At 69.1% G+C, this 25,096-nt stretch carries 26 protein-coding genes; 6 read left to right on the top strand and 20 right to left on the bottom strand.

Translation table 11 applies throughout. The features are described from left to right. Positions 1–6 precede the first annotated feature (6 nt). From sufB to ACFFGE_RS01400, 3 genes are read right to left on the bottom strand one after another with little or no spacing between them, the layout of a single operon-like run. Positions 7–1,473, bottom strand: coding sequence for a Fe-S cluster assembly protein SufB (gene sufB, locus ACFFGE_RS01410; protein WP_376833576.1), 1,467 nt, complete (start codon positions 1,471–1,473; stop codon positions 7–9). 3 nt (positions 1,474–1,476) lie between these two features. Then, the gene (locus tag ACFFGE_RS01405) at positions 1,477–2,613 is read right to left on the bottom strand and encodes a cysteine desulfurase family protein (protein WP_376833573.1); all 1,137 of its coding nucleotides are present in this window, start codon (positions 2,611–2,613) and stop codon (positions 1,477–1,479) included. Further along, complete coding sequence (locus tag ACFFGE_RS01400) at positions 2,610–3,092, bottom strand: Rrf2 family transcriptional regulator (protein WP_376833570.1); 483 nt, start codon at positions 3,090–3,092, stop codon at positions 2,610–2,612. Before ACFFGE_RS01400 ends, ACFFGE_RS01405 begins: the two co-directional genes overlap by 4 nt. A gap of 159 nt (positions 3,093–3,251) precedes the next feature. On the opposite strand from ACFFGE_RS01400, the gene ACFFGE_RS01395 reads away from it, so the two are divergent. Beyond that, on the top strand, positions 3,252–3,902 hold the full coding sequence (locus ACFFGE_RS01395) for an alpha/beta hydrolase (protein WP_376833567.1): 651 nt from the start codon (positions 3,252–3,254) through the stop codon (positions 3,900–3,902). Between the two features lie 27 nt (positions 3,903–3,929). Here the strand turns inward: ACFFGE_RS01395 and ACFFGE_RS01390 are convergent, their stop codons facing one another. From ACFFGE_RS01390 to ACFFGE_RS01380, 3 genes are all read right to left on the bottom strand, one after another. Further along, positions 3,930–4,916: a TerC family protein gene (locus ACFFGE_RS01390; RefSeq protein ID WP_376835170.1), complete on the bottom strand. Its 987-nt coding sequence runs from the start codon at positions 4,914–4,916 to the stop codon at positions 3,930–3,932. A gap of 184 nt (positions 4,917–5,100) precedes the next feature. Next, positions 5,101–6,300, bottom strand: coding sequence for an exo-beta-N-acetylmuramidase NamZ family protein (locus ACFFGE_RS01385; protein WP_376833565.1), 1,200 nt, complete (start codon positions 6,298–6,300; stop codon positions 5,101–5,103). After that, positions 6,297–6,833: a DOMON-like domain-containing protein gene (locus tag ACFFGE_RS01380; protein ID WP_376833562.1), complete on the bottom strand. Its 537-nt coding sequence runs from the start codon at positions 6,831–6,833 to the stop codon at positions 6,297–6,299. The genes ACFFGE_RS01385 and ACFFGE_RS01380 overlap by 4 nt, the downstream gene beginning before the upstream one ends. 50 nt (positions 6,834–6,883) lie before the next feature. On the opposite strand from ACFFGE_RS01380, the gene tyrS reads away from it, so the two are divergent. Continuing rightward, complete coding sequence (gene tyrS, locus ACFFGE_RS01375) at positions 6,884–8,140, top strand: tyrosine--tRNA ligase (RefSeq protein WP_376833559.1); 1,257 nt, start codon at positions 6,884–6,886, stop codon at positions 8,138–8,140. Here tyrS and ACFFGE_RS01370 read toward each other — a convergent pair. Both ACFFGE_RS01370 and lipA read right to left on the bottom strand, forming a co-directional pair. Next, positions 8,137–8,589: a type II toxin-antitoxin system RatA family toxin gene (locus ACFFGE_RS01370; RefSeq protein ID WP_376833556.1), complete on the bottom strand. Its 453-nt coding sequence runs from the start codon at positions 8,587–8,589 to the stop codon at positions 8,137–8,139. The genes tyrS and ACFFGE_RS01370 overlap by 4 nt on opposite strands. 9 nt (positions 8,590–8,598) lie before the next feature. Further along, a complete protein-coding gene (gene lipA / locus ACFFGE_RS01365; protein WP_376833554.1) occupies positions 8,599–9,570 on the bottom strand; it encodes a lipoyl synthase in 972 nt (323 codons plus the stop codon). A gap of 158 nt (positions 9,571–9,728) precedes the next feature. On the opposite strand from lipA, the gene ACFFGE_RS01360 reads away from it, so the two are divergent. Both ACFFGE_RS01360 and ACFFGE_RS01355 read left to right on the top strand, forming a co-directional pair. Next, a complete protein-coding gene (locus tag ACFFGE_RS01360; RefSeq protein WP_376833551.1) occupies positions 9,729–11,279 on the top strand; it encodes an AMP-binding protein in 1,551 nt (516 codons plus the stop codon). A 68-nt stretch (positions 11,280–11,347) separates the two neighbouring features. After that, positions 11,348–11,740, top strand: a complete 393-nt coding sequence (locus ACFFGE_RS01355; protein WP_376833549.1) for a DoxX family protein — start codon at positions 11,348–11,350, stop codon at positions 11,738–11,740. Here ACFFGE_RS01355 and ygiD read toward each other — a convergent pair. The 4 genes from ygiD to ACFFGE_RS01335 all read right to left on the bottom strand — a co-directional run bounded on the left by ygiD (position 11,737) and on the right by ACFFGE_RS01335 (position 14,603). Beyond that, the gene (ygiD, locus tag ACFFGE_RS01350) at positions 11,737–12,492 is read right to left on the bottom strand and encodes a 4,5-DOPA-extradiol-dioxygenase (RefSeq protein ID WP_376833547.1); all 756 of its coding nucleotides are present in this window, start codon (positions 12,490–12,492) and stop codon (positions 11,737–11,739) included. The genes ACFFGE_RS01355 and ygiD overlap by 4 nt on opposite strands. Beyond that, entirely contained in the window at positions 12,492–13,094 is a 603-nt protein-coding gene (gene wrbA / locus ACFFGE_RS01345) for an NAD(P)H:quinone oxidoreductase (RefSeq protein WP_376833545.1), read from the bottom strand. The genes ygiD and wrbA overlap by 1 nt, the downstream gene beginning before the upstream one ends. A gap of 97 nt (positions 13,095–13,191) precedes the next feature. Then, positions 13,192–13,638, bottom strand: coding sequence for a hypothetical protein (locus ACFFGE_RS01340; RefSeq protein ID WP_376833543.1), 447 nt, complete (start codon positions 13,636–13,638; stop codon positions 13,192–13,194). Then, a complete protein-coding gene (locus tag ACFFGE_RS01335; protein ID WP_376833541.1) occupies positions 13,635–14,603 on the bottom strand; it encodes a D-alanyl-D-alanine carboxypeptidase family protein in 969 nt (322 codons plus the stop codon). Before ACFFGE_RS01335 ends, ACFFGE_RS01340 begins: the two co-directional genes overlap by 4 nt. On the opposite strand from ACFFGE_RS01335, the gene ACFFGE_RS01330 reads away from it, so the two are divergent. After that, on the top strand, positions 14,602–15,954 hold the full coding sequence (locus ACFFGE_RS01330) for an MFS transporter (RefSeq protein WP_376833539.1): 1,353 nt from the start codon (positions 14,602–14,604) through the stop codon (positions 15,952–15,954). The two genes, ACFFGE_RS01335 and ACFFGE_RS01330, sit on opposite strands and share 2 nt — an antisense overlap. Beyond that, positions 15,951–16,736, top strand: coding sequence for a nucleoside triphosphate pyrophosphohydrolase (mazG, locus tag ACFFGE_RS01325; protein ID WP_376833537.1), 786 nt, complete (start codon positions 15,951–15,953; stop codon positions 16,734–16,736). Before ACFFGE_RS01330 ends, mazG begins: the two co-directional genes overlap by 4 nt. Positions 16,737–16,921: 185 nt before the next feature. Here the strand turns inward: mazG and parC are convergent, their stop codons facing one another. From parC to lepB, 8 genes are all read right to left on the bottom strand, one after another. Beyond that, complete coding sequence (parC, locus tag ACFFGE_RS01320; RefSeq protein WP_376833535.1) at positions 16,922–19,123, bottom strand: DNA topoisomerase IV subunit A; 2,202 nt, start codon at positions 19,121–19,123, stop codon at positions 16,922–16,924. Positions 19,124–19,265: 142 nt separating this feature from the next. Next, positions 19,266–19,997: a DNA repair protein RecO gene (gene recO, locus ACFFGE_RS01315; RefSeq protein ID WP_376833533.1), complete on the bottom strand. Its 732-nt coding sequence runs from the start codon at positions 19,995–19,997 to the stop codon at positions 19,266–19,268. Then, positions 19,997–20,461: a nuclear transport factor 2 family protein gene (locus ACFFGE_RS01310; RefSeq protein WP_376833530.1), complete on the bottom strand. Its 465-nt coding sequence runs from the start codon at positions 20,459–20,461 to the stop codon at positions 19,997–19,999. Before ACFFGE_RS01310 ends, recO begins: the two co-directional genes overlap by 1 nt. Positions 20,462–20,477: 16 nt before the next feature. Then, a complete protein-coding gene (locus ACFFGE_RS01305) occupies positions 20,478–21,089 on the bottom strand; it encodes a flavodoxin family protein (RefSeq protein ID WP_376833528.1) in 612 nt (203 codons plus the stop codon). Between the two features lie 57 nt (positions 21,090–21,146). After that, a complete protein-coding gene (locus ACFFGE_RS01300) occupies positions 21,147–22,346 on the bottom strand; it encodes a serine hydrolase domain-containing protein (RefSeq protein WP_376833526.1) in 1,200 nt (399 codons plus the stop codon). Further along, positions 22,346–23,296, bottom strand: coding sequence for a GTPase Era (gene era, locus ACFFGE_RS01295; RefSeq protein WP_376833524.1), 951 nt, complete (start codon positions 23,294–23,296; stop codon positions 22,346–22,348). Before era ends, ACFFGE_RS01300 begins: the two co-directional genes overlap by 1 nt. Further along, complete coding sequence (gene rnc / locus ACFFGE_RS01290) at positions 23,293–24,003, bottom strand: ribonuclease III (RefSeq protein WP_376833522.1); 711 nt, start codon at positions 24,001–24,003, stop codon at positions 23,293–23,295. Before rnc ends, era begins: the two co-directional genes overlap by 4 nt. Next, positions 24,003–24,782, bottom strand: coding sequence for a signal peptidase I (gene lepB / locus ACFFGE_RS01285; RefSeq protein ID WP_376835168.1), 780 nt, complete (start codon positions 24,780–24,782; stop codon positions 24,003–24,005). Before lepB ends, rnc begins: the two co-directional genes overlap by 1 nt. Positions 24,783–25,096: the final 314 nt, after the last annotated feature.

The raw sequence follows: 25,096 nt of genomic DNA, 5'->3' as shown, positions 1-25,096 counted from the left end.
CTTTGATTATCCGACCGAGCCTTCGAGGCTGATCGCCACCAGCTTCTGGGCCTCCACCGCGAACTCCATCGGCAGTTCCTGCAGCACGTCGCGGACGAAGCCGTTGACCAGCAGGGCCACCGCCTCCTCCTCGCTCAAGCCACGTTGCTGGGCGTAGAACAGCTGGTCTTCGGAAAGGCGCGTCGTCGTCGCCTCGTGCTCCATCTGGGCCGAGCCGTTCCTGGCCTCGATGTAGGGAATGGTGTGCGAGCCGCATTCCTTGCCGATCAGCAGGGAGTCGCACTGGGTGAAGTTGCGCACCCCCGTCGCCTTCGGATGCACCGACACCAGGCCGCGATAGGTGGAATCCGACCGTCCCGCCGACACGGCCTTGGCGATGATCCGGCTGCGGCTGTTCTTGCCCAGGTGGATCATCTTGGTGCCGGTATCCGCCTGCTGGCGGCCGTTGGTGATGGCGATCGAGTAGAACTCGCCCGAGCTCTCCTCGCCCTTCAGGATGCAGGACGGGTATTTCCAGGTGATGGCCGAGCCGGTCTCGACCTGGGTCCAGCTGACCTTTGAGCGGTCGCCGCGGCAGTCGGCGCGCTTGGTCACGAAGTTGTAGATGCCGCCCCGCCCTTCCGCGTCGCCGGGGTACCAGTTCTGGACGGTGGAGTATTTCACCTCCGCGTCGTCCAGCGCCACGATCTCGACCACGGCGGCGTGCAGCTGGTTCTCGTCGCGCATCGGGGCGGTGCAGCCCTCGAGGTAGGAGACATAGGCCTCCTTGTCCGCCACGATCAGGGTCCGCTCGAACTGGCCCGTGCCCGACGCGTTCATGCGGAAGTAGGTCGACAGCTCCATCGGGCAGCGCACGCCCGGCGGCACATAGACGAAAGACCCGTCCGAGAAGACCGCGCTGTTGAGCGCCGCGAAATGGTTGTCCGACACCGGCACGACCGAGCCCAGGTAGCGGCGCACCAGCTCCGGGTGCTCGCGCAGCGCCTCGGAGATGGACATGAAGATGACGCCGGCCTTGGCCAGCTCCGCCTTGAAGGTGGTGACGACGCTGACGCTGTCGAACACGGCGTCCACCGCCACGCGCGGCGCGCCCTCCACGCCCGCCAGCACCTCCTGCTCCTTCAGCGGAATGCCCAGCTTCGCGTAGACGGCCAAGAGCTCCGGATCGACCTCGTCCAAGCTCTTGGGCGCCACCTTCTGCTTGGGCGCGGCGTAATAGCTGAGCGCCTGATAGTCGATCGGCGGATAGGACACGGCCGCCCAGGTCGGCGGCTCCATCGCCTGCCAGCGTTCGAAGGCGGCCAGGCGCCAGTCCAGCATCCAGCCGGGCTCGCCCTTCTTCTCGGAGATGAAGCGGATGATCTCCGCGTTCAGTCCGGGCGGGGCGAACTCCTGCTCGATGTCGGAGACGAAGCCGTGCTTGTAGCGCTCCAGCTCCGCGACCGTGTCGATGGTTTCCTTAACGGCGGCCATGGGTTAGGCGACTTCCTTCTCGCGCTGTCCGACGCGCGCGCGATGCTTCGCATATGCGGTCGTCCAGGCCGTAACGAAGCGCGACCAATCGTCCTCGGTCGTGCCCCAGCCGCCGGAGACGCGCACGCCGCCGGTCGCCAAGCGCTCCAGCCCCATGGCCGTGATGGTCTTGGACGGCTTGGTCTTGCCCGAGCTGCAGGCCGACCCCGCCGACACCATGACGCCCGCCAGGTCCAGCGTGATCAGCTGCTGCGGGCTTTCCCAGTCCGACACTGCGAAGAACAGGGTGTTGGGCAGGCGCGGCGCGGCCTCGGCGATGATCGTCGCGCCCGCCGCCTTCACCGCCGCCTGGGCCGCGTCGCGCCAGGCGACGTGATGGGCGTGCGCGTGAAGGTCCCGCGCGGCGCACTCCGCCGCGACGCCGAAGCCGACGATGCCCGGCGTGTTCTCCGTGCCCGCGCGCAGGCCCCGCTCCTGTCCGGCGCCGTGCAGGATCCTCACCGCCGAGCGGCCGTCCTTCAGCACCAGGGCGCCCACCCCCTGGAGCCCGCCCAGTTTGTGGCCGGACAGGGTCAGGGTGTCGGCGTCCAGCGCCCGGATGTCGACCGGGATCTTGCCCGCCGACTGGATGGCGTCGACGTGCAGCCAGCCGTCCGCCGCTCGAACCAGCGCCGCCGCCTCGGCGATCGGCTGGATCGCGCCGCTCTCGTTGTTGGCGTGGTGGACGGCCACGAAGGCGCGGCCCGGGCGGGCGAGCGCTTCGCCGAGCCAGTCGAGATCGATCAGCCCCTGGCCGTCGACCGGGATGACCTCGACCGGGCGGCCGGACACCGCCGCCGCCTCGGCCACGCAGGGATGTTCGGTCGCCGAGACGATCACCCGCTCGCAGCCCGCGGCGAGCGCGCTGGCCAGCCCCTGGGCGTTCGATTCCGTGCCGCCGGAGGAGAAGACAATGGCGGTCGGGTCCGCCCCGACCAGGTCGGCGATCTTCGCCCGCGCCGTCTCGACCCGCGCCCGCGCGCGCCGACCAAGCGCATGGACGGCGTTCGGATTGCCGCCTTCCGCCAGAGCCTCGGCCACGGCGTCCCGCACCTCGGGCCGCACCAGGGCGGTGGAGTTGTAGTCCAGATAGACGCTCACGCCGCCACCCCCGCGCCGATCCCGGCGTCGGCCGTCACCGGTCCGCGACGACGGGTGCGGTTCATGACGATGTCCTCCAGCGACACGCTGGACAGGTAGCGATGGATCTCGTCGCCGAGGTCCTGCCACAGGTTGTGGGTGATGCACCGCTCGCCGCCCAGCATGCAGCCCTTCGGCGAGGCGGGCGCCAGGCAGCGGGTCGCGCGGATCGGCTCATCGACCGCCAGTACGATCTCCGACACCACGGTCTCGGCCGCGGTCTTGGCCAGTCGGTAGCCGCCGCCCGGCCCGCGCACGCTCCTGACCAGCCCGGCCTTCCTCAGCCGCGCGAACAGCTGCTCCAGATAGCTCAGGGAGATTTCCTGCCGCGCCGCGATCTCGGCCAGCGACACCGCGCGGTCGCCGTCGGGCGCGCGGCCGTTCTTGGCCAGATCGGCCATGGCCATGACGGCGTATCTTCCCTTGGTCGACAGACGCATGGAGACCTCAAAAATCGTGCGCTCCGCAAAACGGTCTGCTATGGCCCCCGGCTCCGGACCGGCGGCGAGGCGCGCAGGCGGGACTTAGAAAGTCCGACCTGGGCGGTCAAGTATTCGCCGGCCCTTTCGGCTGAGATTGAACAGGATCCCCGCCCGTCCATGCCTGAAGTCATCCTGCCCGGCGCCTCGGGCCGCATCGAAGGCCGCTATTCCCCCGGCAAGCGCCCGAACGCCCCGATCGCCCTGATCCTGCACCCGCACCCGAAGGCGGGCGGGCACATGAACAATCCGGTGGCGGTGACCCTGTACCAGCTGTTCGTGAAGCGCGGCTTCGCGACCCTGCGTTACAACAGCCGCGGGGTCGGCAAGTCCCAGGGCGAGTTCGACTCCGGCATCGGCGAGCTGGCCGACGCCGCCACCGCCCTGGACTGGCTCCAGGCCCAGAACCCCGCGGCCAGCCAGACCTGGGTCGCCGGCTATCAGTTTGGGGCTTACATCGGCATGCAGCTCTTGATGCGCCGGCCCGAAACCGACGGCTTCATCTCGGTCAGCCCGCCGACCAACATGTACGACTTCAGCTTCCTGGCCCCCTGCCCGGCCTCGGGCCTGTTCCTGCACGGCACCGCCGACACCATCGTGCCGACCATCGAGGTCGAGCGCGTGGTCAACAAGCTGCGCACCCAGAAGGGCATCGTCATCGACTACGAGCTCGAGGAGGGCGCCAGCCACTTCTGGCAGGACCATCTGCCGGCGGTCGAGACCCGCGTCGGCGCCTACCTCGACAAGCGGCTGGAGGCCGAGCCCGCCTGACGTGCGTCAGACGAGCTCGGTCCGCGCTCAAGGCGCCGCCTCGGCCGGCGGCTGCCCCTTCGTCTTCCACAGCGACCAGACCACGCCGCCCGTCAGGATCAGGGCGGTGATGGCCAGCGACCACTCCGCCGGGAACTTCTCCCAGCCCAGGATGTCCGCGACGAAGATCTTGCCGCCGATGAACACCAGGAGAACGGCCAGCGCCTGCTTCAGATAGGCGAAGCGGTGGATGATGGCGGCGAGGGCGAAGTACAGCGCCCTGAGGCCCAGGATGGCGAAGATGTTGGAGGTGTAGACGATGTAGGGGTCGGTCGTGATGGCGAAGATCGCCGGCACCGAATCGACCGCGAAGATCACGTCGGCGATCTCGATCATCACCAGCGCCAGGAACATCGGCGTAGCCCAGACCACCATCCTGCCGGTCTTGGGATGCGGCTCGCGCACGAAGAACTTCTGGCCGTGCAGCTGATCGGTGATCCTCAGATGCCCGCGCATCCACTTCACCAGCGGATTGGCCCCCACGTCGGCGTGACCGTCTCCGGCGAAGAACATCTTGATCCCGGTGAAGATCAGAAAGGCGGCGAAGATATACAGTACCCAGCCGTACTGGCTGACCAGGGCCGCGCCCGCCCCGATCATCAGGGCCCGCAGCACGATCACGCCCAGGATGCCCCAGAACAGGACCCGGTGCTGGAGCGCGCGCGGGATGGCGAAGTAGCCGAAGATCATCGCGATGACGAAGACGTTGTCCATCGCCAGCGACTTCTCGATCGCGAAGCCGGTCAGGTATTCCACGCCGGACTGGCTGCCCAGCTCCCACCACACCCAGCCGCCGAAGACGAGCGCGATGGCGATGTACATGCTGGACAACAGCAGGCTCTCGCGCACGCCGATCTCGTGCTGATCGCGATGCAGGACGCCAAGGTCGAGCACCAGAAGCGCCACGACCACGCCCATGAACGCCAGCCACATCCAGGCCGGCTTGCCCAGCCACTCGGCCAGGAAGAAACTCATCAGGTCCATAGGACTCCCCTTCGCTAGGGAGCGACCTCGGAGCGTGTTCAGGGATCGACCGGTTAAGTCGCCGCGCACCGAGCTCGCTCGATGCGGTCCGACATCACGTCTGCCTCCAGACGTCAGAGGGGCCCGGTCCGCTGGCGGCCGAGTTACGCGACCGCCGGTCGGCGTTCAAGCGAGATCAGTAGATCAGGACGGAACGTCGCACCTCGTCCCACGCCGCCTCGTCCGGCCGGGTCAGGGCGTCCAGGTCGCCCGGCGTCGACTGGGGATCGTCCACCCAGTCCCGCAGGCCGGGCCCGCCGTTGATGGTGTCGATGGGCAGGCGGTCGAAGGCGTATTCGTAGGGGAAGTCGCGCCAAAGCTCGTAGTCCGGATACAACCGCCGGATCGCCTTGAAGCCCAGCGCCTGGACCCGCCACGGCCTGAAGGCCGCATGATCGTAGTGCGGCCCCTCCACATGAATCTGCACGCCCGAACACAGCCGGCCCACGTGCTTGTGGAAGGTCGGCTGGAACCACATGTCCCTCAGCACGCAACCGCCCAGCCAGTCCGGCGCCAGCCTGTGCATCTCGGCGATCACCGCCCGGGCGTCGATGTCAGGGGCCCCGAACAGCTCCAGCGGCCGGGTGGTGCCCCGTCCCTCCGACAGGGTCGCGCCCTCCAGCATGACGGTCCCGGCATAGCAGCGCGCCATCGACAGGTTCGGCGCGTTCGGGCTGGGGTTGATCCACTCCCTCCGCCCCACCGGCCAGCCGAAGCCGGGCACCGCCTCGGGATCATAGCCCTGCATCTCAATCACGCGGTAATCGACGTCTAGCTTGAAGTGGTCGATGAACCAGCGGCCCATCTCGCCCATCGTCAGGCCGTGGCGCATCGGCATCGGACCCGCCCCGACGAAGCTATCGAACCCGGGCCTCAGCGTCAGTCCCTCGACCGGCCGCCCCGCCGGATTGGGCCGGTCCAGCACCCAGACGGTCTTGCCCGTCTCCGCCGCCGCCTCCAGCACATAGAGCAGCGTCGTCACGAAGGTGTAGATGCGGCACCCCAGGTCCTGCAGGTCCACCAGGATGACGTCGAACGTCGACAGCATCTGCCCCGTCGGCCGCCGCACCTCGCCGTACAGGCTGAACACCGGAAAGCCGTGGACCGGATCGGTCTCGTCCGGCGTCTCCATCATATTGTCCTGCAGGTCGCCCTTCATCCCGTGCTGGGGACCGAAGGCGGCGCTGATCTTCACCCCCGCCGCGATCAGGGCGTCGATCGAATGGGTCAGATCCGCCGTCACCGACGCCGGATGCGCCAGAAGCCCCACGCGCCGCCCCTTCAGCTCGGCCAGCAGGGCGGGATCGGCGAGCAGGCGGTCGATGCCGAACTTCATGGCAGCTCCAGGACGAAGGAGTCGGGGTGGTGGAAGTCGGGCTTATCCGACGGATGGGCCAGCGCCCAATAGGAGAACGAGCCGTCGACGGACTCGATGACGGCGGAAAGCCCGAGCCGCCGCGCGCCGTTCGGCAGCTCGATCCGCGTCTCCAGCGCCAGCATGTCCTGGGCCAGATCCAGCTCGCCGGGCGTCGCAACCTCTTGGGCGCTCCGCATGCCCTGACGCGGCGAGTCAAACCGGTAGCTAGCCCACTGTCCGGACGGAGACAGATTGTACTCCACATAGCCGCCGTCGGCCTCGACGAAAGCCTCGAAGCAGCTATGCCGCCACAGGTCGTCCGTGCGCCCCGGCTCGACGGGTCCGGGCCAGACCACCCCGGGCATCCGGCCCTCGGCCACGAAGCGAAGCCACAGCGCCAGACCGTCGCGCTCCAAGTGGACCGTCAGTGAATCGATGGGGCTCTCGGGCGAGCTCGGATGCGGCATCAGCTGGACTTCCAGCATCGTCGGACTGTCGGTTCGCTCCGGCATCCCGTCGTGCTACACGCCCCCTCCTCCCGAAGCCAAGCCCCGCCTGAGCCATGACCGAGACCGCCTTCCAGTCCGACTTCCTCCAGACGCTCCAGGCGCGCGGCTACATCCACCAGATCACCCATCCGGCCGAGCTGGACGCGGCGCTGAACAAGGGGGTGGTCGCGGCCTACATCGGCTTCGACGCCACCGCCCCGTCGCTGCACGTCGGCAGCCTGATCCAGATCATGATGCTGCGCCGGCTGCAGCAGGCGGGGCACAAGCCCGTCGTGCTGATGGGCGGCGGCACCACCAAGGTCGGCGACCCGACCGGCAAGGACGCGTCCCGCCCGCAACTGACCGACGCGACGATCAAGGCCAACATCGCCTCGATCAAGACGGTGTTCTCGAAGTTCCTGAGCTTCGGCGACGGCCCCACCGACGCGGTCATGGTCGACAACGACGACTGGCTGTCGACCTATGGCTATGTCCAGTTCCTGCGCGAGTTCGGGACGCAGTTCACGATCAACCGGATGCTCGCCTTCGACTCGGTCAAGCTGCGCCTCGAGCGCGAGCAGCCGATGACCTTCCTCGAGTTCAACTACATGCTCATGCAGTCGGTGGACTTCCTGGAGCTGAACCGGCGGCTGAACGTGACGCTGCAGATGGGCGGCTCGGACCAGTGGGGGAACATCACCTCGGGCGTCGATCTGGTGCGCCGCAACGAGGGCCTGACCGCCTTCGGCCTGACGACCCCGCTGCTCACGACCGCCTCGGGCGGCAAGATGGGCAAGACCGCTCAGGGCGCCGTCTGGCTGAACGCCGACCAGCTCTCGCCCTTCGACTACTGGCAGTTCTGGCGGAACGTCGACGACGCCGACGTGGGCCGGTTCCTGCGCCTGTTCACCGACCTGCCGCTCGACGAGATCGCGCGGCTCGAGGCGCTGGAGGGCGCCGGGATCAACGACGCCAAGAAGGCGCTCGCCGACGCCGCCACGACCATGCTGCACGGGGCGGAGGAGGCGCGGAAGGCGCGCGCCGCCGCCGAGGCCGCGTTTGAACAGGGCCGCCTCTCCGCCGACCTGCCCTCGGTCGAGCTGCCGCGCGCGGAAGTGATCGGCCAGATGATCGCCGCCGTCGCCACACGCGCGGGCCTGACCGCCTCGAACGGCGAGGCGCGGCGCCTGGCCCAGGGCGGCGGCCTGCGACTGAATGACGGGGCGATCGCGGACGGCGCGCGGGTGCTGACCGAGGCCGACCTCAACGCCGACGGCGTGCTCAAGCTCGGCGCCGGCAAGAAGAAGATCGTGCTCGTGCGGCCGGCTTAAGCCGTCGCCCCAAACCGCCGCCGCGCCTCGTCCTCGAAGCAGCGGATCAGCGATCCGACCGCCCGGTCGAAGTTGGCGTGCAGCATCGCATCCAGCAGCCGGCTCTTGAAGGCGAAGTCGATCATGAACTCCAGCCGCGCGCCCTCGGGGTGCGGGTGGAACTCCCAGCGGTTCCTCAGGTGCCGGAACGGGCCGCGCAGCAGCCCCACCTCGACGGACGGCAGGCGGGGATCGTGGCGCACCCAGGTGGAGAACCGCTCCTTCAGGAACGAGAAGCCGACCGAGGCCTCCGCATCAAGCATGCGGACCCCGCCCTCTTCACGCCGGTTCCAGGTGCGCATGGACGTGACCCACGGCACGAATCGCGGATAGGCGTCCACGTCCGCCACCAGCTCGGCGAGCTGATGGGGGGCGTAGGGCAGGATGCGGGTGACGCGATGGACGGCCAAGGCGGTCGGTCAGCGGGCCGTCGAGCGGTTCAGCCCCTCGCGCGCGGCCTTCAGCCGGGCGAAGTCGTCGCCCGCGTGGTGCGACGAACGGGTCAGGGGCGAGGACGACACCATCAGGAAGCCCTTGGCGCGGGCGATCGCCTCATAGGCCTTGAACTCCTCGGGCGTGACGAAGCGCTCGATGGCCGCGTGCTTGCGGGTGGGCTGGAGGTACTGGCCGATGGTGATGAAGTCGACGCCGGCGGAGCGCATGTCGTCCATGACCTGCATGACCTCCTCCTTGGTTTCGCCCAGGCCGACCATGATGCCGGACTTGGTGAACTGGTTGGGGTCGCGCTCCTTGACCATCTGGAGCAGGCGCAGCGAGTGGAAGTAACGGGCGCCGGGGCGGATCTTCAGATACAGCCGCGGCACGGTCTCCAGGTTGTGGTTGAAGACGTCCGGCCGGGCGTCGATCATCACCTCGGCCGCGCCGTCCTTCCTCAGGAAGTCGGGCGTCAGGATTTCGACGGTCGTGTTCGGCGCCTGAAGCCGGATCTGCCGCACCACCTCGGCGAAGTGGGCCGCGCCGCCGTCATTCACGTCGTCCCGATCCACGGAGGTGATCACCACGTGGTTCAGGCCCATCTGCCGAACCGCCAGCCCCACCTTGGCGGGCTCCTCCGGGTCCAGCGGCTCCGGCAGGCCGGTCTTCACGTTGCAGAAGGCGCACGCCCGCGTGCAGGTGTCGCCCATGATCATCAGGGTGGCGTGCTTCTGGCTCCAGCACTCGCCGATGTTGGGACAGGCCGCCTCTTCGCAGACGGTGTGCAGGCCCTTGTCGCGCACGATCGCCTTAGTGGCGTTGTACTGGCCCGAGCCGGGCGCCTTGACCCTCAGCCACTCGGGCTTCTTCAGCACCGCCGTCTCCGGCCGGTTGCGCTTCTCCGGGTGGCGCAGGTCGGAGGGACGGGCCGTGAGTGTGTCGATCAGGGTCGCCATTTCGCCCGGTATGTCGGCGTTTCCCCGGCAAATGGCAAGCGAGGCGCCCGCGACGGAAGCTCACGCGACGTAACGCATCTTTTCTTCGCCTCGGGCGCTGTCTAGTTTCCGCGACGACAGACACCAGGCCGCGATCAACCCGGCCGGCGGAGGAACGATTGCGCGTACCGCTGACAGCCAGCTCCCCTGAGACCGTTTTCGACGCGCTGATCGAGGCGCGCGACCGGTTCGGCGACAAGGAGATCCTTGAGGATCAGGACCGCAAGCCCCTCACCTACACCGGCCTGATCCGCGCGGCCTTCGTGCTGGGCCGCAAGATCGCGGCCCTGACCGAGCCGGGGGAGCGGGTCGGCGTGCTGCTGCCGTCCTCGATGGGCGTGGTGGTGACCTTCTTCGGCCTGCACGCCCACGGGCGCATCCCGACGATGCTGAACTTCACGGCCGGCGAGCGGAACGTGAAGGCGGCGATCCAGGCGGCGGGCGTCAAGCGTGTGCTGACCGCGCGCCGCTTCATCGATCAGGCCAAGCTGGAGGACCTGGTCGCGGCCATCGGCACGGTGGCCGAAATCGTCTGGCTGGACGACGTGCGCGCCTCGATCGGGCTCCAGGACAAGGTCTACGGCCTGATGGCCGGGCTGATGCCCAAGCGATTCCGCGCCCGCACCGATCCGGCCGCGCCGGGCGTGATCCTGTTCACCTCCGGCAGCTTCGGTTCGCCCAAGGGCGTGGTCCTCAGCCAGTGGAACCTGGTGTCCAACACCCGCCAGGTCGCCCAGCACATCGCGTTGAAGCCGGAGTGGGTGATGTTCAACCCGCTGCCGACCTTCCACTGCTTCGGCCTGACCGGCGGGGTCCTGCTGCCGATCCTCACCGGGATGAAGGCGTTCGAGTATCCCTCGCCGCTGCACGCCAAGCAGATCGTCGAGCTGCTGCCCGACGTGAAGGCGTCGATCCTTCTGGCCACCGACACCTTCCTGAACCAGTACGCGCGCGTCGCGGGCGCTGATGACTTCGACACCCTGCAGTTCGTCGTCGCGGGCGCCGAGAAGGTGCGCGACGAGACCCACCACCTGTTCAACACCCGCTTCCACGGCCTCAAGCTGCTCGAGGGTTACGGCGCCACCGAAGCGGCGCCGGTCGTCGCGGTGAACCACCCCGACCGCAACCGGCCCGGCAGCGTCGGCCAGGTGCTGCCCGGTATGGAGTGGCGGCTGGAGCCGATCGAGGGGATCGACGAAGGCGCGCGGCTTTATCTCCGCGGCCCGAACGTGATGTCCGGATACCTCGCGGAAGGCGATCCCGAGCGGGTCGAGCCCCTGCCCGACGGCTGGCACGACACCGGCGACATCGTCGACATCGACGAGGAGGGCTACATCTCCATCCTCGGCCGCGCCAAGCGTTTCGCCAAGATCGGCGGCGAGATGGTCAGCCTGGCCGCCGTCGAGGGACTGGCTTCCGCCGTCTGGCCGGAGGGCCGTCACGCCGTCGTCGCCGTGGCCGACACCCGCAAGGGAGAGAAGCTGGTGCTGGTCACCGACCGCTCGGATGCCGAAGTGGCGCGCCTGACAGAGTGGGCCCGGGATCACGGCGCCCCCGAGCTGGCCGTTCCGAAGAAGATCGTGCGCGTCGCCGAACTGCCGGTGCTGGGCACCGGCAAGACGGACTACGTCTCGATCCAGCAGCTGGTCGAGATGGACAAGGCCGCCTGATCCTTTCGCGGTTGCCCAACGGCGACGCTTGATCCAGCCTCCCCGGGTCGAAACCGAGGGAGGGCCGAATGTTCGACGGACTATCGCGTTATCAGGGACCGCTGCTCAGCGTGCTGCGGATCATGTCAGGCCTGCTGTTCGTGCAGCACGGCACCGCAAAGGTGCTGGGCTTCCCCGTGGTCGAGGGCGTGCCGCCGCCGGGCCTCAGCCTCGCAGGCCTGTCGGGCCCGCTGGAGTTGATCCTGGGCGCGCTCCTGGTGCTGGGGCTGCTGACCCGGCCGGCCGCCTTCCTGGCCTCCGGCTTCTGCGCGGTCGGCTACTGGGTGGCGCACGGCGGACAGGGGTTCTACCCGATCCTCAACGGCGGGGAGCTGATCGCGCTCTACTGCTTCGTGTTCCTGTACATCGCCGCCGCCGGCCCTGGCCCCTGGTCCGCCGACGCGGCGATGAAGCGTCGCTAACCGATCCTGACGCCTGTCATCGAGATCGAACCGCCCTCGATGACGTCGTTGAAGAAGCTGACGTCGTCGCCCGGCCGGCGCTGGGCGGCGACGTACAGCAGCGGCAGGAAGTGCTCGTCCGTCGGCACGCTCATCTGGGCGTCCTCGGCCAGACCCACCCAATCGATCAGGGCCTGGTCGTCGCCACGCCGCAGAGCGTCCTTCACGGCCTCGTTGAAGGCGACCGCCCAGCCGTACGGCTCGCCGCCGCCGCGTTTCCAGGTCCGCAGGTTGTGCACGAAGTCGCCGGAACCGGCGACCACCACCCCCTCGTCCCTCAGGGACGCCAGGCGTCGCGCCAGCTCGAAATGGCCCTGGGGGCCGAGGTTTCGATCGAGCGACAGCTGAATCACGGGCACGTCGGCCTGGGGCCAGACATGCGTCAGCACCGACCAGGTCCCGTGGTCCAGCCCCCATTCGTCCACGGGCGCCGCCCCCGTGAGGTCCGCCACCCGCGCGGCGAGGGCCGGAGCGCCCGGCGCCGGGTAATCATAGGCGTGAAGTTCAGCGGGAAAGCCGCCGAAGTCGTGGATCGTGCGGGGCTGGGCCTGGGCGGTCGCCCGCGCGCCGTCGGTTTCCCAGTGAGCGGACACCATGACCACGCCTCGGGGCCTCCCGATCGCGGCGCCGAGATCGCGCCAGGCGGCGGCGTAGGGGCCGCCCAGCGCGTTCATCGGGGACCCGTGGCCGAAGAAGACAGCCGGGGCGGTCATCAGCCGTGCAGCTTCTTAGCGAGCTGCGCCACCCATTCGCCCTGGTGCCGGGCGCCCGCCAGCTCGTTCTCGCTGGGGAAGCGGCTGCCGTCGCCGCCGGTGATGGTCGTGGCGCCATAGGGGCTGCCGCCGGAGATCTCCTCCAGCGTCATCTGGCCCTGGAAGGCGTAGGGCAGACCCGCCACCACCATGCCGTGGTGCATCAGGGTCTGGATCAGGCCGATCAGGGTCGTCTCGTTGCCGCCGTGCTGAGTGGCCGAGGAGGTGAAGGCCGCGCCGACCTTGCCCACCAGCTTGCCCTGGAACCACACGCCGCCGGTCTGGTCCCAGAAGTTGCGCATCTGCGACGCGGCGGTGCCGAAGCGGGTGCCCGCGCCCACGATGATGGCGTCGTACTGCTCCAGGTCATCGACACTGGCGATCGGCGCGGCCTGGTCCAGCTTGTAGCCGCTTTTGCGGGCCAGTTCCTCGGGCACCAGCTCTGGCACCCGCTTGATATCGGCTGTGACGCCCTCCACCGAGCGCGCGCCCTCGGCCACCGCCTCGGCCATCTTCTCGATGTGCCCGTAGGTGGAGTGATAAAGCACCAGAACCTTCGCCATCTCGCGATCCTCGAATCTTGTGTGGACCTGTTCTGTAACAGGAACGGTTGCCATATAGGTTCGGGCCGCAGGCCTTCAAGGCGCGCGAAGTCGCATTTCAGTCGGGGCGCACCCGTTCGTAGAAATCCGGCTGCGCCGCCGTCGTTCCACCTCGGCTCCGGCGAAAACGATGCTCGATCACCATCGCCTGCTGCTCGATGTTCAGGTCCGACCAGCGACAGGCGGCGTGGGTGGGATAGCGGTAGGACTCCGGGCTGTCGCCCGCCTTCAGCTTGCCGACCGCCAGCGGCACGCCCGACTGGCTCTGCAGCACATGAACCATCTCGTGCACGAACACCGCCTGGCGGCTGAGCGGGGCCTGCGAAAGGTCCGCCGACAGCTTGCGGCGCGGCCAGATGATCCAGTCCCGCCCGAGCCAGCGGCCGGGGACGAAGGCGCGAGACAGCCCGGGCGCGGCCAGAATGCGGATCGTATCGAGCCTCAGCGCCGGCCCGATCGCCGCCGAGGCCAAGGCGCGCTCGCCCGGCGTCAGGGCGCGGATCACGGCGCCGCCGCCTCCGCCATCGCCTCCCCCACATACTCCCAATGCCAGGGTTCGTAGACGTAGGGGACAAAGCCGAAGCGGCCGGCGTTCTGGACCAGCCAGCGATAGGTCGCCCCCTGGCTCATGTGGCGGCGGCTGTCGGGGTGGGTCGAGTCGACGCCGAGTCCCTCGATATGGCCGACATACAGATCCACCGCCGCGCCCGTCCGGTGCGGAGAGCACACGGCCCGGCGCAGCCCGTCGCAGTTGCCCTCGGTCGCGCAGCGCGCGGCATCCGCCTCCGGATCGCGAAAGCCGGAGAAGATCTGCAGCAGTTCGGGATCGGCGGCGATCTCCGGGATCTCCGCGCGGGCGGCGGCGACCATGCGGCGATAGGCGGCCAGGGTGTCGCGCCTGAGCAACCGCGTCAGGCGATCGGCGTGCTCCTCCTCCGCCACCAGATAGCCGAGCTCGCGCAGCGGCGGCGGCTCCGGGCAGATGTCGGCGACGCGCGCCATCACGAAGGGCCGGCGCTCCTGCCACAGCCCCCGGAAGATCTGGAAGACAGCGGGGTCGAAGACGCCCGTCGCGGGAAGGGCGAACCGGGCCTGGACCGCCGCGAGCCGCGCGGCGAACACCGGACTTCCCGGCGCGCACCGCGTGTCGAGCTCTTTCTGGATCAGCGGCAGATAGGTGATCCAGCCGTATTCGACCCGGTCGAACGGGGTCCATTCCAGGCTGTAGACGTTGAGGGCGTTCGCCTCGGCGGCCGTCGCCCACTCGGCGGCGCCCGCGTCGCAGATCTCCTGCGCCCGCGCGACGGGGGAAACGCACAGGAGGCCGACGACGGCCAGCAGGATCGACATCGCCTTCACCCGCCAAGGAAGCCTCAAGCCGGGCCGCCCCGCAAGCCGCTCGCGCTCGGCGGTCCGGCGCGGCAGGATGCGGACGGGCCGACTCGGCGCCCGCTCCTTCCGGTCTGACATGTCCGCCTCGCCCCCTGTCGTGCGCCGCTCCAACTGGACGCTCGCCGCCTTCGCCGCCAGCTGCCTGCCCTATGCGGCGCTGGGTTTGCCGGTCTACGTCACCCTGCCGGAGTTCTACGCCAGCCACGTCGGCGTCTCGCTGGCGGCCGTCAGCCTGATCTTCCTGGTCGTGCGGCTCGCCGACATCGTGGTGGACCCGGCGCTGGGCCTGATCATCGACCGCACCTCCACCCGCTTCGGCCGCTACCGAGTCTGGATGGTGGCGGGGGCGCCGATCCTGATGCTGTCGGTCGGGCTGCTGTTCCTGGTCCAGCCGGGCGCGGGGGCCGGTCACCTCGCCCTGTGGCTTGTGGTCATGTACCTCGGCTACTCGATCAGCTTGCTCAGCCAGATGAGCTGGGCCTCGGTGCTGTCGCCCGACTACGATCAGCGCTCGCGCATCTACGGGTGGTGGCAGGCGGCCAACATCGTCGGCGTCCTGGCGGTGCTGCTGATCCCGCCGATCGTCCAGGGCCTCGGCCACTCCTACGTCGACGCCGTGCGGGCCCAGGGACTGTTCATCATCGCGCTCCTGCCCATCGCCCTGTTCGTGACGATCCGCTTCACGCCGGAGCCCAAGGGGGTCGAGGCGCCGCCGCACGGGGGCCTGACCGCCACCCTGTCGCTGATCGCCAAGCCGGTGCTGCGCCGGCTGCTGCTCAGCGACCTCCTGCTCGGCGCCGCGCGGGGCCTGATCGGGGTGCTGTTCTTCTACTTCTTCGAGCAGGCGCGCGGGTTCGAGCGGGACCAGACCTCGCTGATGCTGCTGGTCTATTTCGTCGCCGGTCTGGTGGGCGCGCCCGGCTGGGCGTGGCTGGCCACCCGCATGGGCAAGCATCGGGCGCTCGCGGTCGCCAGCGTCTATTTCGCCGGCAGCTTCGCCGCCGCGACCCTGCTTGTTCCCGCGGGCAATTTCCCCGCCGCGCTCGCCGCCATCTTCGGCACGGGACTGGCCTTCGGGGCGTCGGACCTGCTGCTCAGGGCGATGATGGCGGATGCGTCCGACGCCATCCGGCTGGATACCTCGGCGGACCGCACCGGCCTGCTGTTCTCGATCCTGAACGCCACCTCCAAGCTGGGCTACGCCGTCTCCGTCGGCGCCTTCGCGGTGCTGGAATGGATCGGCTTCGATGCGGAGCCCGGCGCGGTCAACGAGCCGGGCGTGATCCTCGGCCTGCAATGGCTTTTCATCGCCGCGCCCGTGGCGCTGCTGCTGCTCTCGGCCGTGGTGCTGCGCATCTATCCGCTGACGCCCGAGCGGCACGCGGAGATCCGCGCCCGGCTGGCCGCCCGCGACGGAGCCTCCGCATGACCCCGATCGATCGGCTGAAGGGCATCATGGTGCGCTTGCGCGACCCCGACGGCGGCTGCCCCTGGGACGTGGAGCAGACGTTCGCGACCATCGCGCCCTATACGCTCGAAGAGGCCTATGAGGTCGCCGACGCCATCGATCGCGGCGACTTCGACGACCTGAAGAGCGAACTCGGCGACCTGCTGTTCCAGGTCGTGTTCCATGCGCGCATGGCCGAGGAGCGGGGCCTGTTCGCCTTCGACGACGTGGCGACGGCGATCGCCGACAAGCTGGAGCGCCGTCATCCGCACGTCTTCGGTGACGAAGCCGCCAAGGGCGACGGCGCCAGCCAGAAGCTCCGCTGGGAGGACATCAAGGCGGCCGAGCGCGCCTCGAAAGCCCAGCATGGGGTGCTGGACGACGTCCCCGTGGGCCTGCCCGCGCTGCATCGCGCCGCCAAACTGACCAAGCGCGCCGCCCGCGTCGGCTTCGACTGGCCCTCGACCGACGAGGTGTTCGCCAAGCTGGAGGAGGAGATCGGCGAGCTGAAGGCCGAGATCGCCTCGGGCGACGCGGCCAAGGCCGCCGAGGAGATGGGCGACCTGCTGTTCGTCGTCGCCAACCTGGCCCGCAAGCTCGGCGTGGAGCCGGAGGACGCCCTACGGTCCGCCAACGCCAAATTCGTCCGGCGATTCCAATTCATAGAGGCGGAACTTGCGAAACAGGGTCGCGCGCCCGACCAGTCCGACCTCGCCGAGATGGACGCCCTGTGGGACGCGGCGAAGGCGGCGGAGCGGAGGTAGGGAGGTCTCCTTCTCCCCTTGTGGGAGAAGGTGGGCCGCGAAGCGGCTCGGATGAGGGGGGTCAACGCGACGACGGACGACTGACACCAGTCAAGCGCTGTAAATGACGGAGGTCGCGCTTACACCCCTCATCCGTCATGCTCCGCATGACACCTTCTCCCACAAGGGGAGAAGGGATCACCGTCCTACCTGAACTTCCGCAGGCCCCGCGGCCCCTGACGACCGGCCTGGGCGCGCTTGCCCAGCCAGTCCTTCCAGTCGGGCCAGTTGCGGCGGCGGCCGCCGCCGTCGACCCACTCCGGCCCGGTCTCGGCGGCGAACACGGCGACATCGGCGAGGCCGCCTTGCTTGAAGCTCTGCAGCTTCACGCCCTTGCCGCGGCCCATCTCCGGCAGTTCGGACACGGGGAAGATCAGCGCCTTGATGTTGTCGCCGATGGTGGCGACGTGGTCGCCGGCGACGCGCAGCAGGGTCAGCATCTCGCCGTTCAGCACCTGCCTGCCGCCGCGCTTCTGGGCGATCAGGTCGTCCTCGGGCGCCACGAAGCCGTAGCCGGCCTTAGAGGCCACCAGCACCTTCGCGCCCGGCTGGTGGGCCAGCACGCCGACGATCTCGGCGCCCTCCTCCAAATCGATCATGAGGCGCAGCGGCTCGCCGTGACCACGTCCCGAGGCCAGCCGGTCCGCGCCGACCGTGAACACCCGCCCGTCCGAGGCGGCGATCAGGATCTTGTCGGTCGTATAGGCCGGGACCAGCCAGCCCAGCTGGTCCCCCTCCTTGAACTTCAGCTCCGACGGATCGTCGACCTTGCCCTTGGCGGCGCGGATCCAGCCGCGCTCGGACAGGATCACCGTGATCGCCTCGCGGGGAATGAAGGCCTCGACCGGAGCCAGGCCCGAGACGTCCACCGGCTCCCCGATCGTCGTGCGGCGCGGCGAGATCAGGGCCTTCCTGACGTCCTCCAGACCCACCGAGATCAGCTTCGACTGCTGGGCCGGCGAGGCGATCATCGCCTTCAGACCCGCAAGTTCCTCGGACAATGCCTTGAATTCATTCTCGATCGACATCTCCTCCAGCCGCGCCAGCTGGCGCAGACGGGTATCGAGCACGAAGTCCGCCTGAAGCTCGGTCAGGCCGAAGCGGGCGATCAGCACCGCCTTGGGCTGCTCCTCCTCGCGGACGATCCGGATCACCTCATCCAGATTGAGGAAGACGATCCGCAGACCTTCGAGCAGATGCAGTCGCTTTTCAATGCGTTCGATCCGCCACTTGCCACGTCGCACCAGGACGTCGCGGCGGTGCTCGATGAACGCCTCCAGGCACGCCTTCAGCCCCAGAACGCGCGGCGTGCCGGTGGCGTCCAGCACGTTCATGTTGATCGGAAAGCGGATCTCCAGGTCCGAGAGCTTGAACAGGCTCTCCATCAGGACCTCGGGCTCGACCGTGCGGCTCCGGGGCTCCAGGACCAGCCGGATGTCCTCGGCCGACTCGTCGCGCACGTCGGCCAGCAGCGGCGCCTTCTTGTTCTCGATGAGGTTGGCCAGGTCCTCGATCAGCTTGGACTTGCCCACCTGATACGGGATCTCGGTGACCACGATCCGCCAGAGGCCGCGACCCAGGTCCTCGGTCTCCCAGCGGGCGCGCAGCCGTACGCCGCCCCGCCCGGTCTCATAGGCCTCCAGGATCGCCGCCCCGCCCTCGACCGCCACCCCGCCGGTGGGGAAGTCCGGCCCGGGGACACGCTCGACCAGCTCGGCGGTCGTGGCCTCTGGGTTCTGCAGCAGCAGCTGACAGGCGTCGATCAGCTCGCCCGCGTTGTGCGGGGGGATCGAAGTCGCCATCCCCACCGCGATGCCCGAGGCCCCGTTGGCCAGAAGGTTCGGAAAGCCCGCCGGCAGGACGACCGGCTCCTCGTCCTGGTCGTCGTAGGTCGGTCGGAAGTCGACGGCGTCCTGGTCGATGCCCTCGAGCAAGAGCTGCGCCGCCGGCGTCAGCTTGCACTCGGTATAGCGCATGGCGGCGGGGTTATCGCCGTCGATGTTGCCGAAGTTCCCTTGCCCGTCGACCAGCGGATAGCGCTGCGAGAAGTCCTGGGCCAGGCGCACCAGGGCGTCATAGATCGAGGCGTCGCCGTGCGGATGGTACCCGCCCATCACCTCGCCGACGACCTTGGCGCACTTCCTCGCCGCCGCCTGCGGGTTGAGCCGCATCTGGTGCATGGCGAAGAGGATGCGCCGGTGCACCGGCTTGAAACCGTCGCGCACGTCCGGCAGCGCCCGGTTGGTGATGGTCGACAGGGCGTAGGCCAGATAGCGCCGGCTCAGCGCCTCGCTCAGCGGCTCCTCGACGATGCGCCCGCCTTCGGGCGTGGGGGTGTGAACGGTCATGCGGCTTCGAATCGGGAGGTTCAGGTCGGGAGTCTAGCGGCGCCGCTCATCGAGGACCGGTGAAAAGTGCTCGTGGGCGAGAGGTGAGCATAGCGGGCGCGGGCCTGCTCACCCCTTGCTCACTAGCACGCCTCACCCAGGGTCACAGGCGCCCGGCCGCGCGCAACTGGTCGATCATCCACACCCTGGCGGACGGCAGCGGCCGGTTGAGGGGGTGGAACACGTTGCGCTCCAGGAAGTGACCGGTCAGCTCCAGGCCCGCCCCCACGTCGCCCTCCGCCAGCCCAGCCTGGGCGCCCAGCAGGAACGGCGGCAGGGACAGAAGCTTGTCGGCATAGGGGGCGCCCGCCGCCCGGCTGACCGCCCGGCCGGTCCTCGGGCTGACCCAGACCAGTTCGTCGGTCGCGCCGGTGGCGCCGCAGCGGCTGAGGTCCAGACCGAACCCCAGCTCGTCCAGCAGCCCGGCCTCGAACCGCACGAAGACGGCGGGCCAGACCTCGGGCACGGCGAAGGCGGCCATCAGGGCCTCGAACCCGTAGAAGGCGCCCGCATGCGCCTCCCGCTCAGGCAAGGCCCCCTGCGCCACCGCCGCCGCCGCCGCGAGGCCGGTCAGGGCCAGCGGATCGTCGAACAGGGCCGACGGCCCCTCCCCCACCGGCTCCAGCTTCGCCCCGCCCAGATGTTCCGACGTGCGCGCGCGATAGTCCGACACGACCCGCGCGCCCGGCTGCAGGAAGGGCTTCATGCGGCGGGACGCCCCGCCGGCGACATAGGCCGCGATCCGGCCGTGCGTTTCGGTCAGCAGCTCGACCACCACGCCGGTGTCGCCGTGCGCCCGCGCCGCCAGGACGAAGGCGTCGTCCTGGAACTCCATCACTCCGCGGCGTCGCCCCGAATGGCGGCGACGACGGCCGACGCCCGGTCGTTCGGCACGGTGAAGCTCAGCACATACTGCTCGATCTTCCAGCCGTCGTCGGTCAGGCGAAGCACGCCCGAGCCGCGCGTCTCGCCATATGCGCCGTTGATCAGCTTCTCCTCGAACCAGGCGACGCATCGGCAGGGGATGTCAGCGACTGTGACCGTCCGCTCCGTCGCCGGGTAGGACCAGGCCCGCCCTCTCGCGAAGTAGGGCCGCGCGAAGGCGCGGAACTCGTCCAGAGTCCAGTGCTCGGACGCGTCGGTGCCGACGAAGCGGGCCTCCGGCGTGAACAGCCCGAAGTAGGCTTCTTCGTTCGCTGACGAGGAGGCCGCGTTCAGCGCGTCCAGAACGGCGGCCACCTCCGTCTCCGCGGGATCGGGGGCGGCCTGAAGGGCCAGGGGGGCGATGAGCGCGATCATGGCCGCCAGACTAGGCTCACTCGCCGCTTTCGGGAACGGGGAAGGTGCTCGAGGACAGCGCCCTCGCCGCCGCCGTCAGGTTTCGCGCCGCGTTCCGCCCCACCCGGTCGGAGTAATCGTGGCCCTGGTCGGTCTGGGTGTAGTCCGGGCCGACCCCCGGCCCCAGGTGCCAGTAGGTCCAGCTGTGGCCCGGAATGGTGAAGCCGATGTCGATCAGGGCCTGGCTGACCGTGCCGACGATATGGTGCGCGCCGTCCTCGTTGCCGGTGATGACGACGCCCGCCACCTTGCCGAAGGCGACGGGGCGGCCCGTGTCATCGGTCTCGGAGATCAGCGCGTCCATCCGCTCCAGCGCGCGCATGCAGACGCTGGACTGCTGGCCCAGCCAGGTCGGGGTGGCGATGACCAAGATCTGGCTGGCCAGGATCTTCTCGCGGACCGAGGGCCATTCGTCGCCCTCGCCCATGTCGCTCTCGACCCCCGGCTTGATGTTCAGATCGACCAGACGGACCAGTTCGGTCTCCACCCCGTCCGCCTCGAACTGCTGCATCAGCACCCGCGCCAGGGCCTCGGTGTTGGACGGGTCCGGCGAAGGCTTCAGGGTGCAGTTCAGGACGAGGGCGCGCATGGGGTCACTCCGTTGAGGTCGAGTGACGGTAAAGCCTGAGCGCGCGGCCCGTTCCGGTCAGCGGAAGTGGGGAACCGGCAGACCGGCCGCCTCGGCGATGGCCTGCTGGGTGATCAGCAGCACCTCGTCGCGCTGGTGGTAATTGTTGGTCAGCACCACCACGGTGACGCCGCTGTCGGGATGATAGGTCACGAGGTTGCGGAACCCCGACCAGCTGCCGGTGTGATAGATCTGGGGACCCGGCACGGCCGGCGCGACGCGTTGTCCCAGCTCCCCGATCGCCACGCCGTATCCCCACTCGCGACGCCGCGCGCCGCCCGACGCGATGTGTCCCGAGGTCATGGCGCGATAGCTGTCGGCCTTCAGCACCCGCCCGGTATGCAGCGCCCGTGTCCACAGGAACAGGTCGTCCAGATCGCCCGCCAGGGCGCCCGCGCCGACCACGATGCTTAGGTTGGTCTGGGTTTGAGGCGTCACCCCCTCGGGGAAGTTGGCGTGTCCGACGGACACGTCCGGCGCCCCCTCGCCGTAGCCGATGTTGAGGTTCAGCGGCCGGAAGAAGGCCTCGTCCAGATAGTCGAAGAACGGACGCCCCGAGGCGCGCTCAACGATGTCCGCCAGGAGATTGTAGCCCGCGTTGTCGTATCTGAACTTCGTGCCAGGCTGGAACTGAAGCCTATAGGCGGTTGATTCCGATGTGAGTTCTGCGATCGTCTTGGGCGTGACCCGCGCCTGACCCCAGCCGGGCCGCGCCATCAGATCCGGGATTCCCGAGGTATGGGCCAGAAGGTGCTCCAGACGCACAGGCCGCCAGGCCTCCGGGCAGGGCTGGATCCAGCGGCACACCGGATCGGAGACGCTGAGCACGCCGTCGTCCTGGAGCCTCAGGATCGCCGCCGCCGTGAACTGCTTGGAGACCGACGCCAGAAGAAAGCGGGTGTCGAGCTTCAGCGGCTCACCGGTGCGCACGTCGGCCACGCCATAGACCTGGCGGAACAGCACCTCGTCGCCGCGCGCGACCAGGACCCCGCCCATGAAGCCTCTGTCCCCGGCGCGGGCCATGCGGGTCTCCAGCGCCGGCAGGCGGGAGACAGCCTCCAGGGGCGGGCGCGGCGGCGGGGCCTCGGCGGCCTCCGCAGGGGCGATCACCGGGCTGACGCTGCGGACCCCCAACCCGGCGGCGGCCGTCGCGGTCAGGGCGATGGCGATGATCGGCAGAAGCCAGGGACGCGGCGCCTTCCGGGGAACGATGAACACTAGACGTCGTACTCCAATCCGAACTGGGCGTAGAGGGCCCGGCTTTCCTGCCACTTCGGGTCGACCTTGACGGTCAGGAACAGGTGGACGGGCCGGTCGAGCAGCTCGATCAGCTCCTCGCGCGCCTTCTGCCCGATCCACTTGAGGGTCTGGCCGCCCTTGCCCAGCACGATCGGCCGCTGGCTGTCGCGTTCGACGTAGATGGTCTGTTCGATCCGCGCCGAGCCGTCCGGCTTGTCGTCGAAGGCCGTGGTCTCCACCGCGGCCGAATACGGCAGCTCCTCATGGACGCGCAGATAGACCTTCTCGCGCGTGATCTCGGCCGCCAGCACCCGCACCGGCACGTCGGCGCTCTGGTCCTCCGGATAGAGCCAGGGCCCCTCGGGCATCCGCGCCGCCAGCCGGGCGCGCAGGTCCTCGACCCCGTCGCCGGTGGCGGCCGAGATCATGAAGACCTCGTCGTAGACGCCGGTGTCGAACAGCCGCTGCGACAGCGCCAGCAGGCTGTCGCGGCGCATGCCGTCGATCTTGTTCAGCGCCAGGATCGCCCGGGCCCCGGTCGCCTTCAGGTTCTCGATGATGGTCGCGGTGTCGTCGGCCGAGCGCCGGTCCGCCGCCGATCCGCCGCGATCCTCGGCGCCGAGTTCGGCCTGGGCGTCGACCAGATGCACGATGGCGTCGGCGTCCTCCGCCCCGCCCCAGGCCGAGGCGACCATGGCCCGGTCCAGCCGGCGGCGCGGCGTGAAGATACCGGGCGTGTCCACCAGCACGATCTGCGCCTGGCCCGCCATGGCGATGCCCCGCACCGGAAAGCGCGTCGTCTGGACCTTCTGGGTGACGATCGAGACCTTGGTTCCGGTCAGCCGGTTGACCAGCGTCGACTTGCCGGCGTTCGGCGCGCCGATGATGGCGGCGAAGCCTGCGCGGGTCGGAACGTCCAGTTCGGTCAAATCAGGCCTTCGCGCTTGAGCATGGCGGTCGCGGCCGCCTTCTCCGCGTCCTGACGTGATCTGCCCTGACCGGTCAAGGGCTGTACGCCCGCCACCCGGACCTCGACGGTGAAGGTCGGGGCGTGGTCCGAGCCGGTGCGCTTCAGGACCTCATAGTGCGGCAGCGGTTTGGCCTGCTTCAGCACCCATTCCTGAAGCGCCGACTTGGGGTTCACAACCGCGCGAGGCGCGGGCGCATCGAGCTCGGCGGCCCAGGCGGCGTCGAACACGCGGCGCGCCGCGTCCAGCCCGCCGTCCAGGAACACGGCCGCGAGGATGGCCTCCATGGCGTCGCCCAGAGCGCTTTCGCGTCGGCGACCGCCCGACTTCGCTTCTCCCGGCGAAAGGCGCAGCGCCGGGCCGACGCCCAGGGCCTCGGCCACCCGCGCGCACGCCGGCTTGTCGACCAGCCCATGCAGGCGCGCCGACAGGTCGCCTTCGTCCGCTTCCGGATAGCGACGCATCAGGGTGTCGGCGACCAGCAGCCCCAGCACCCTGTCGCCCAGGAACTCCAGACGCTGGTTGTCCGGCACGGGCTTGGCGCCCTGCCCGGCCCCTTCGCCGACGCTGGGGTGGGTCAGCGCCCGCTCCAGCAGTCGGGGGTCGCGGAATGCGTGGCCCAGCCGCCGGGCCAGCGCCGCGACGGCTTCGGCGCGCGCGTTCGACATCAGTTCAGGATCGTGAAGAAGCGGCTGGGCCTGAGGTTGGCGAACCAGGTGACCGGATTGAACAGCGATGCGCCCGGGCTCCACGAGAACAGGATGATCTGCGCCTTGCCGACCAGGTTCTCGTCCGGCACCAGGCCGACGCCGCTCAGCGAACCGTCCACGCGGCTGTCGATCGAGTTGTCCCGGTTGTCGCCCATCATGAAGTAGTAGCCGTCCGGCACCTCGAACACCGGCGTGTCGTCCAGCTCCATGCCCGGGCCGAAGTCCTGGATGGTGTAGCTGCGCCCGCCCGGCAGGGTCTCGCGCTGCTGAATCGTCTGGCGCGGGCCGAAGATGTCCTGAACCGCCTCGCGGCTGACCTCTACGTTTTCAACTGGTTGGCCGTTGATGTGAAGACGGTTGTTGATCACCTGGACCCGGTCGCCGGGCAGGCCGATCACGCGCTTGATGTAGTCGGTGCGGTCGTCGCGCGGCAGCTTGAACACCACGATGTCGCCGCGCTCCGGCGCGCGTCCGAACAGCCTGTCCTCCCCCAGCGGCAGGTTCACCGGCAGGCCGCTGGAGAACTTGGAATAGCCGTAGCTCCACTTCGACACGACGATGTAGTCGCCCTCGTAGAGGTTCGGCTCCATCGACGCCGAGGGGATGGTGAACGGCTGGAACAGCAGGGTCCGCAGCACCAGGGCGATCAGCAGGGCGAAGACGATCGTCTTCAGGATCTCCAGCGTCTCGTTGCCGCCGCCGTCCTTGCCCTTGGTCTTGGTGTCGCTGTCGTCCACGCGCTTGTCGCCGTCATCGAAGGGAACATCGCCGTTGTCGCTCCACACCGGACGGCGGGTGTCGCTGGTCGTGGTCGCGGCGACGACGGGCGCGGCCGGTGTGGATTCCGGCTCAGCCTCGACCTCGGGCGTCTGCGCCGGCTCGATGCGATCCTCGAGAGGCTCGCCCTCCTCCGCCGTCACGGCGTGACTGGACGCGTCGCTGTGGTCGCTCTCCAGCGTCGCGGGCGTGTCTTCGGTCGGCGAGAGGCCGTCCTCGTTCAGCGGCTTCGGCGAGTCGCTCATGCGTGATCTTCCCCAGCCGTCCCGGACGG

The organism is Brevundimonas balnearis (genome assembly GCF_042434805.1).
In the GTDB taxonomy this organism is placed as follows: Bacteria; Pseudomonadota; Alphaproteobacteria; order Caulobacterales; family Caulobacteraceae; genus Brevundimonas; species Brevundimonas balnearis.
The sequence above is the reverse complement of the archived record's forward strand: the minus strand, read 5'-3'. Positions and strand labels throughout refer to the sequence as shown.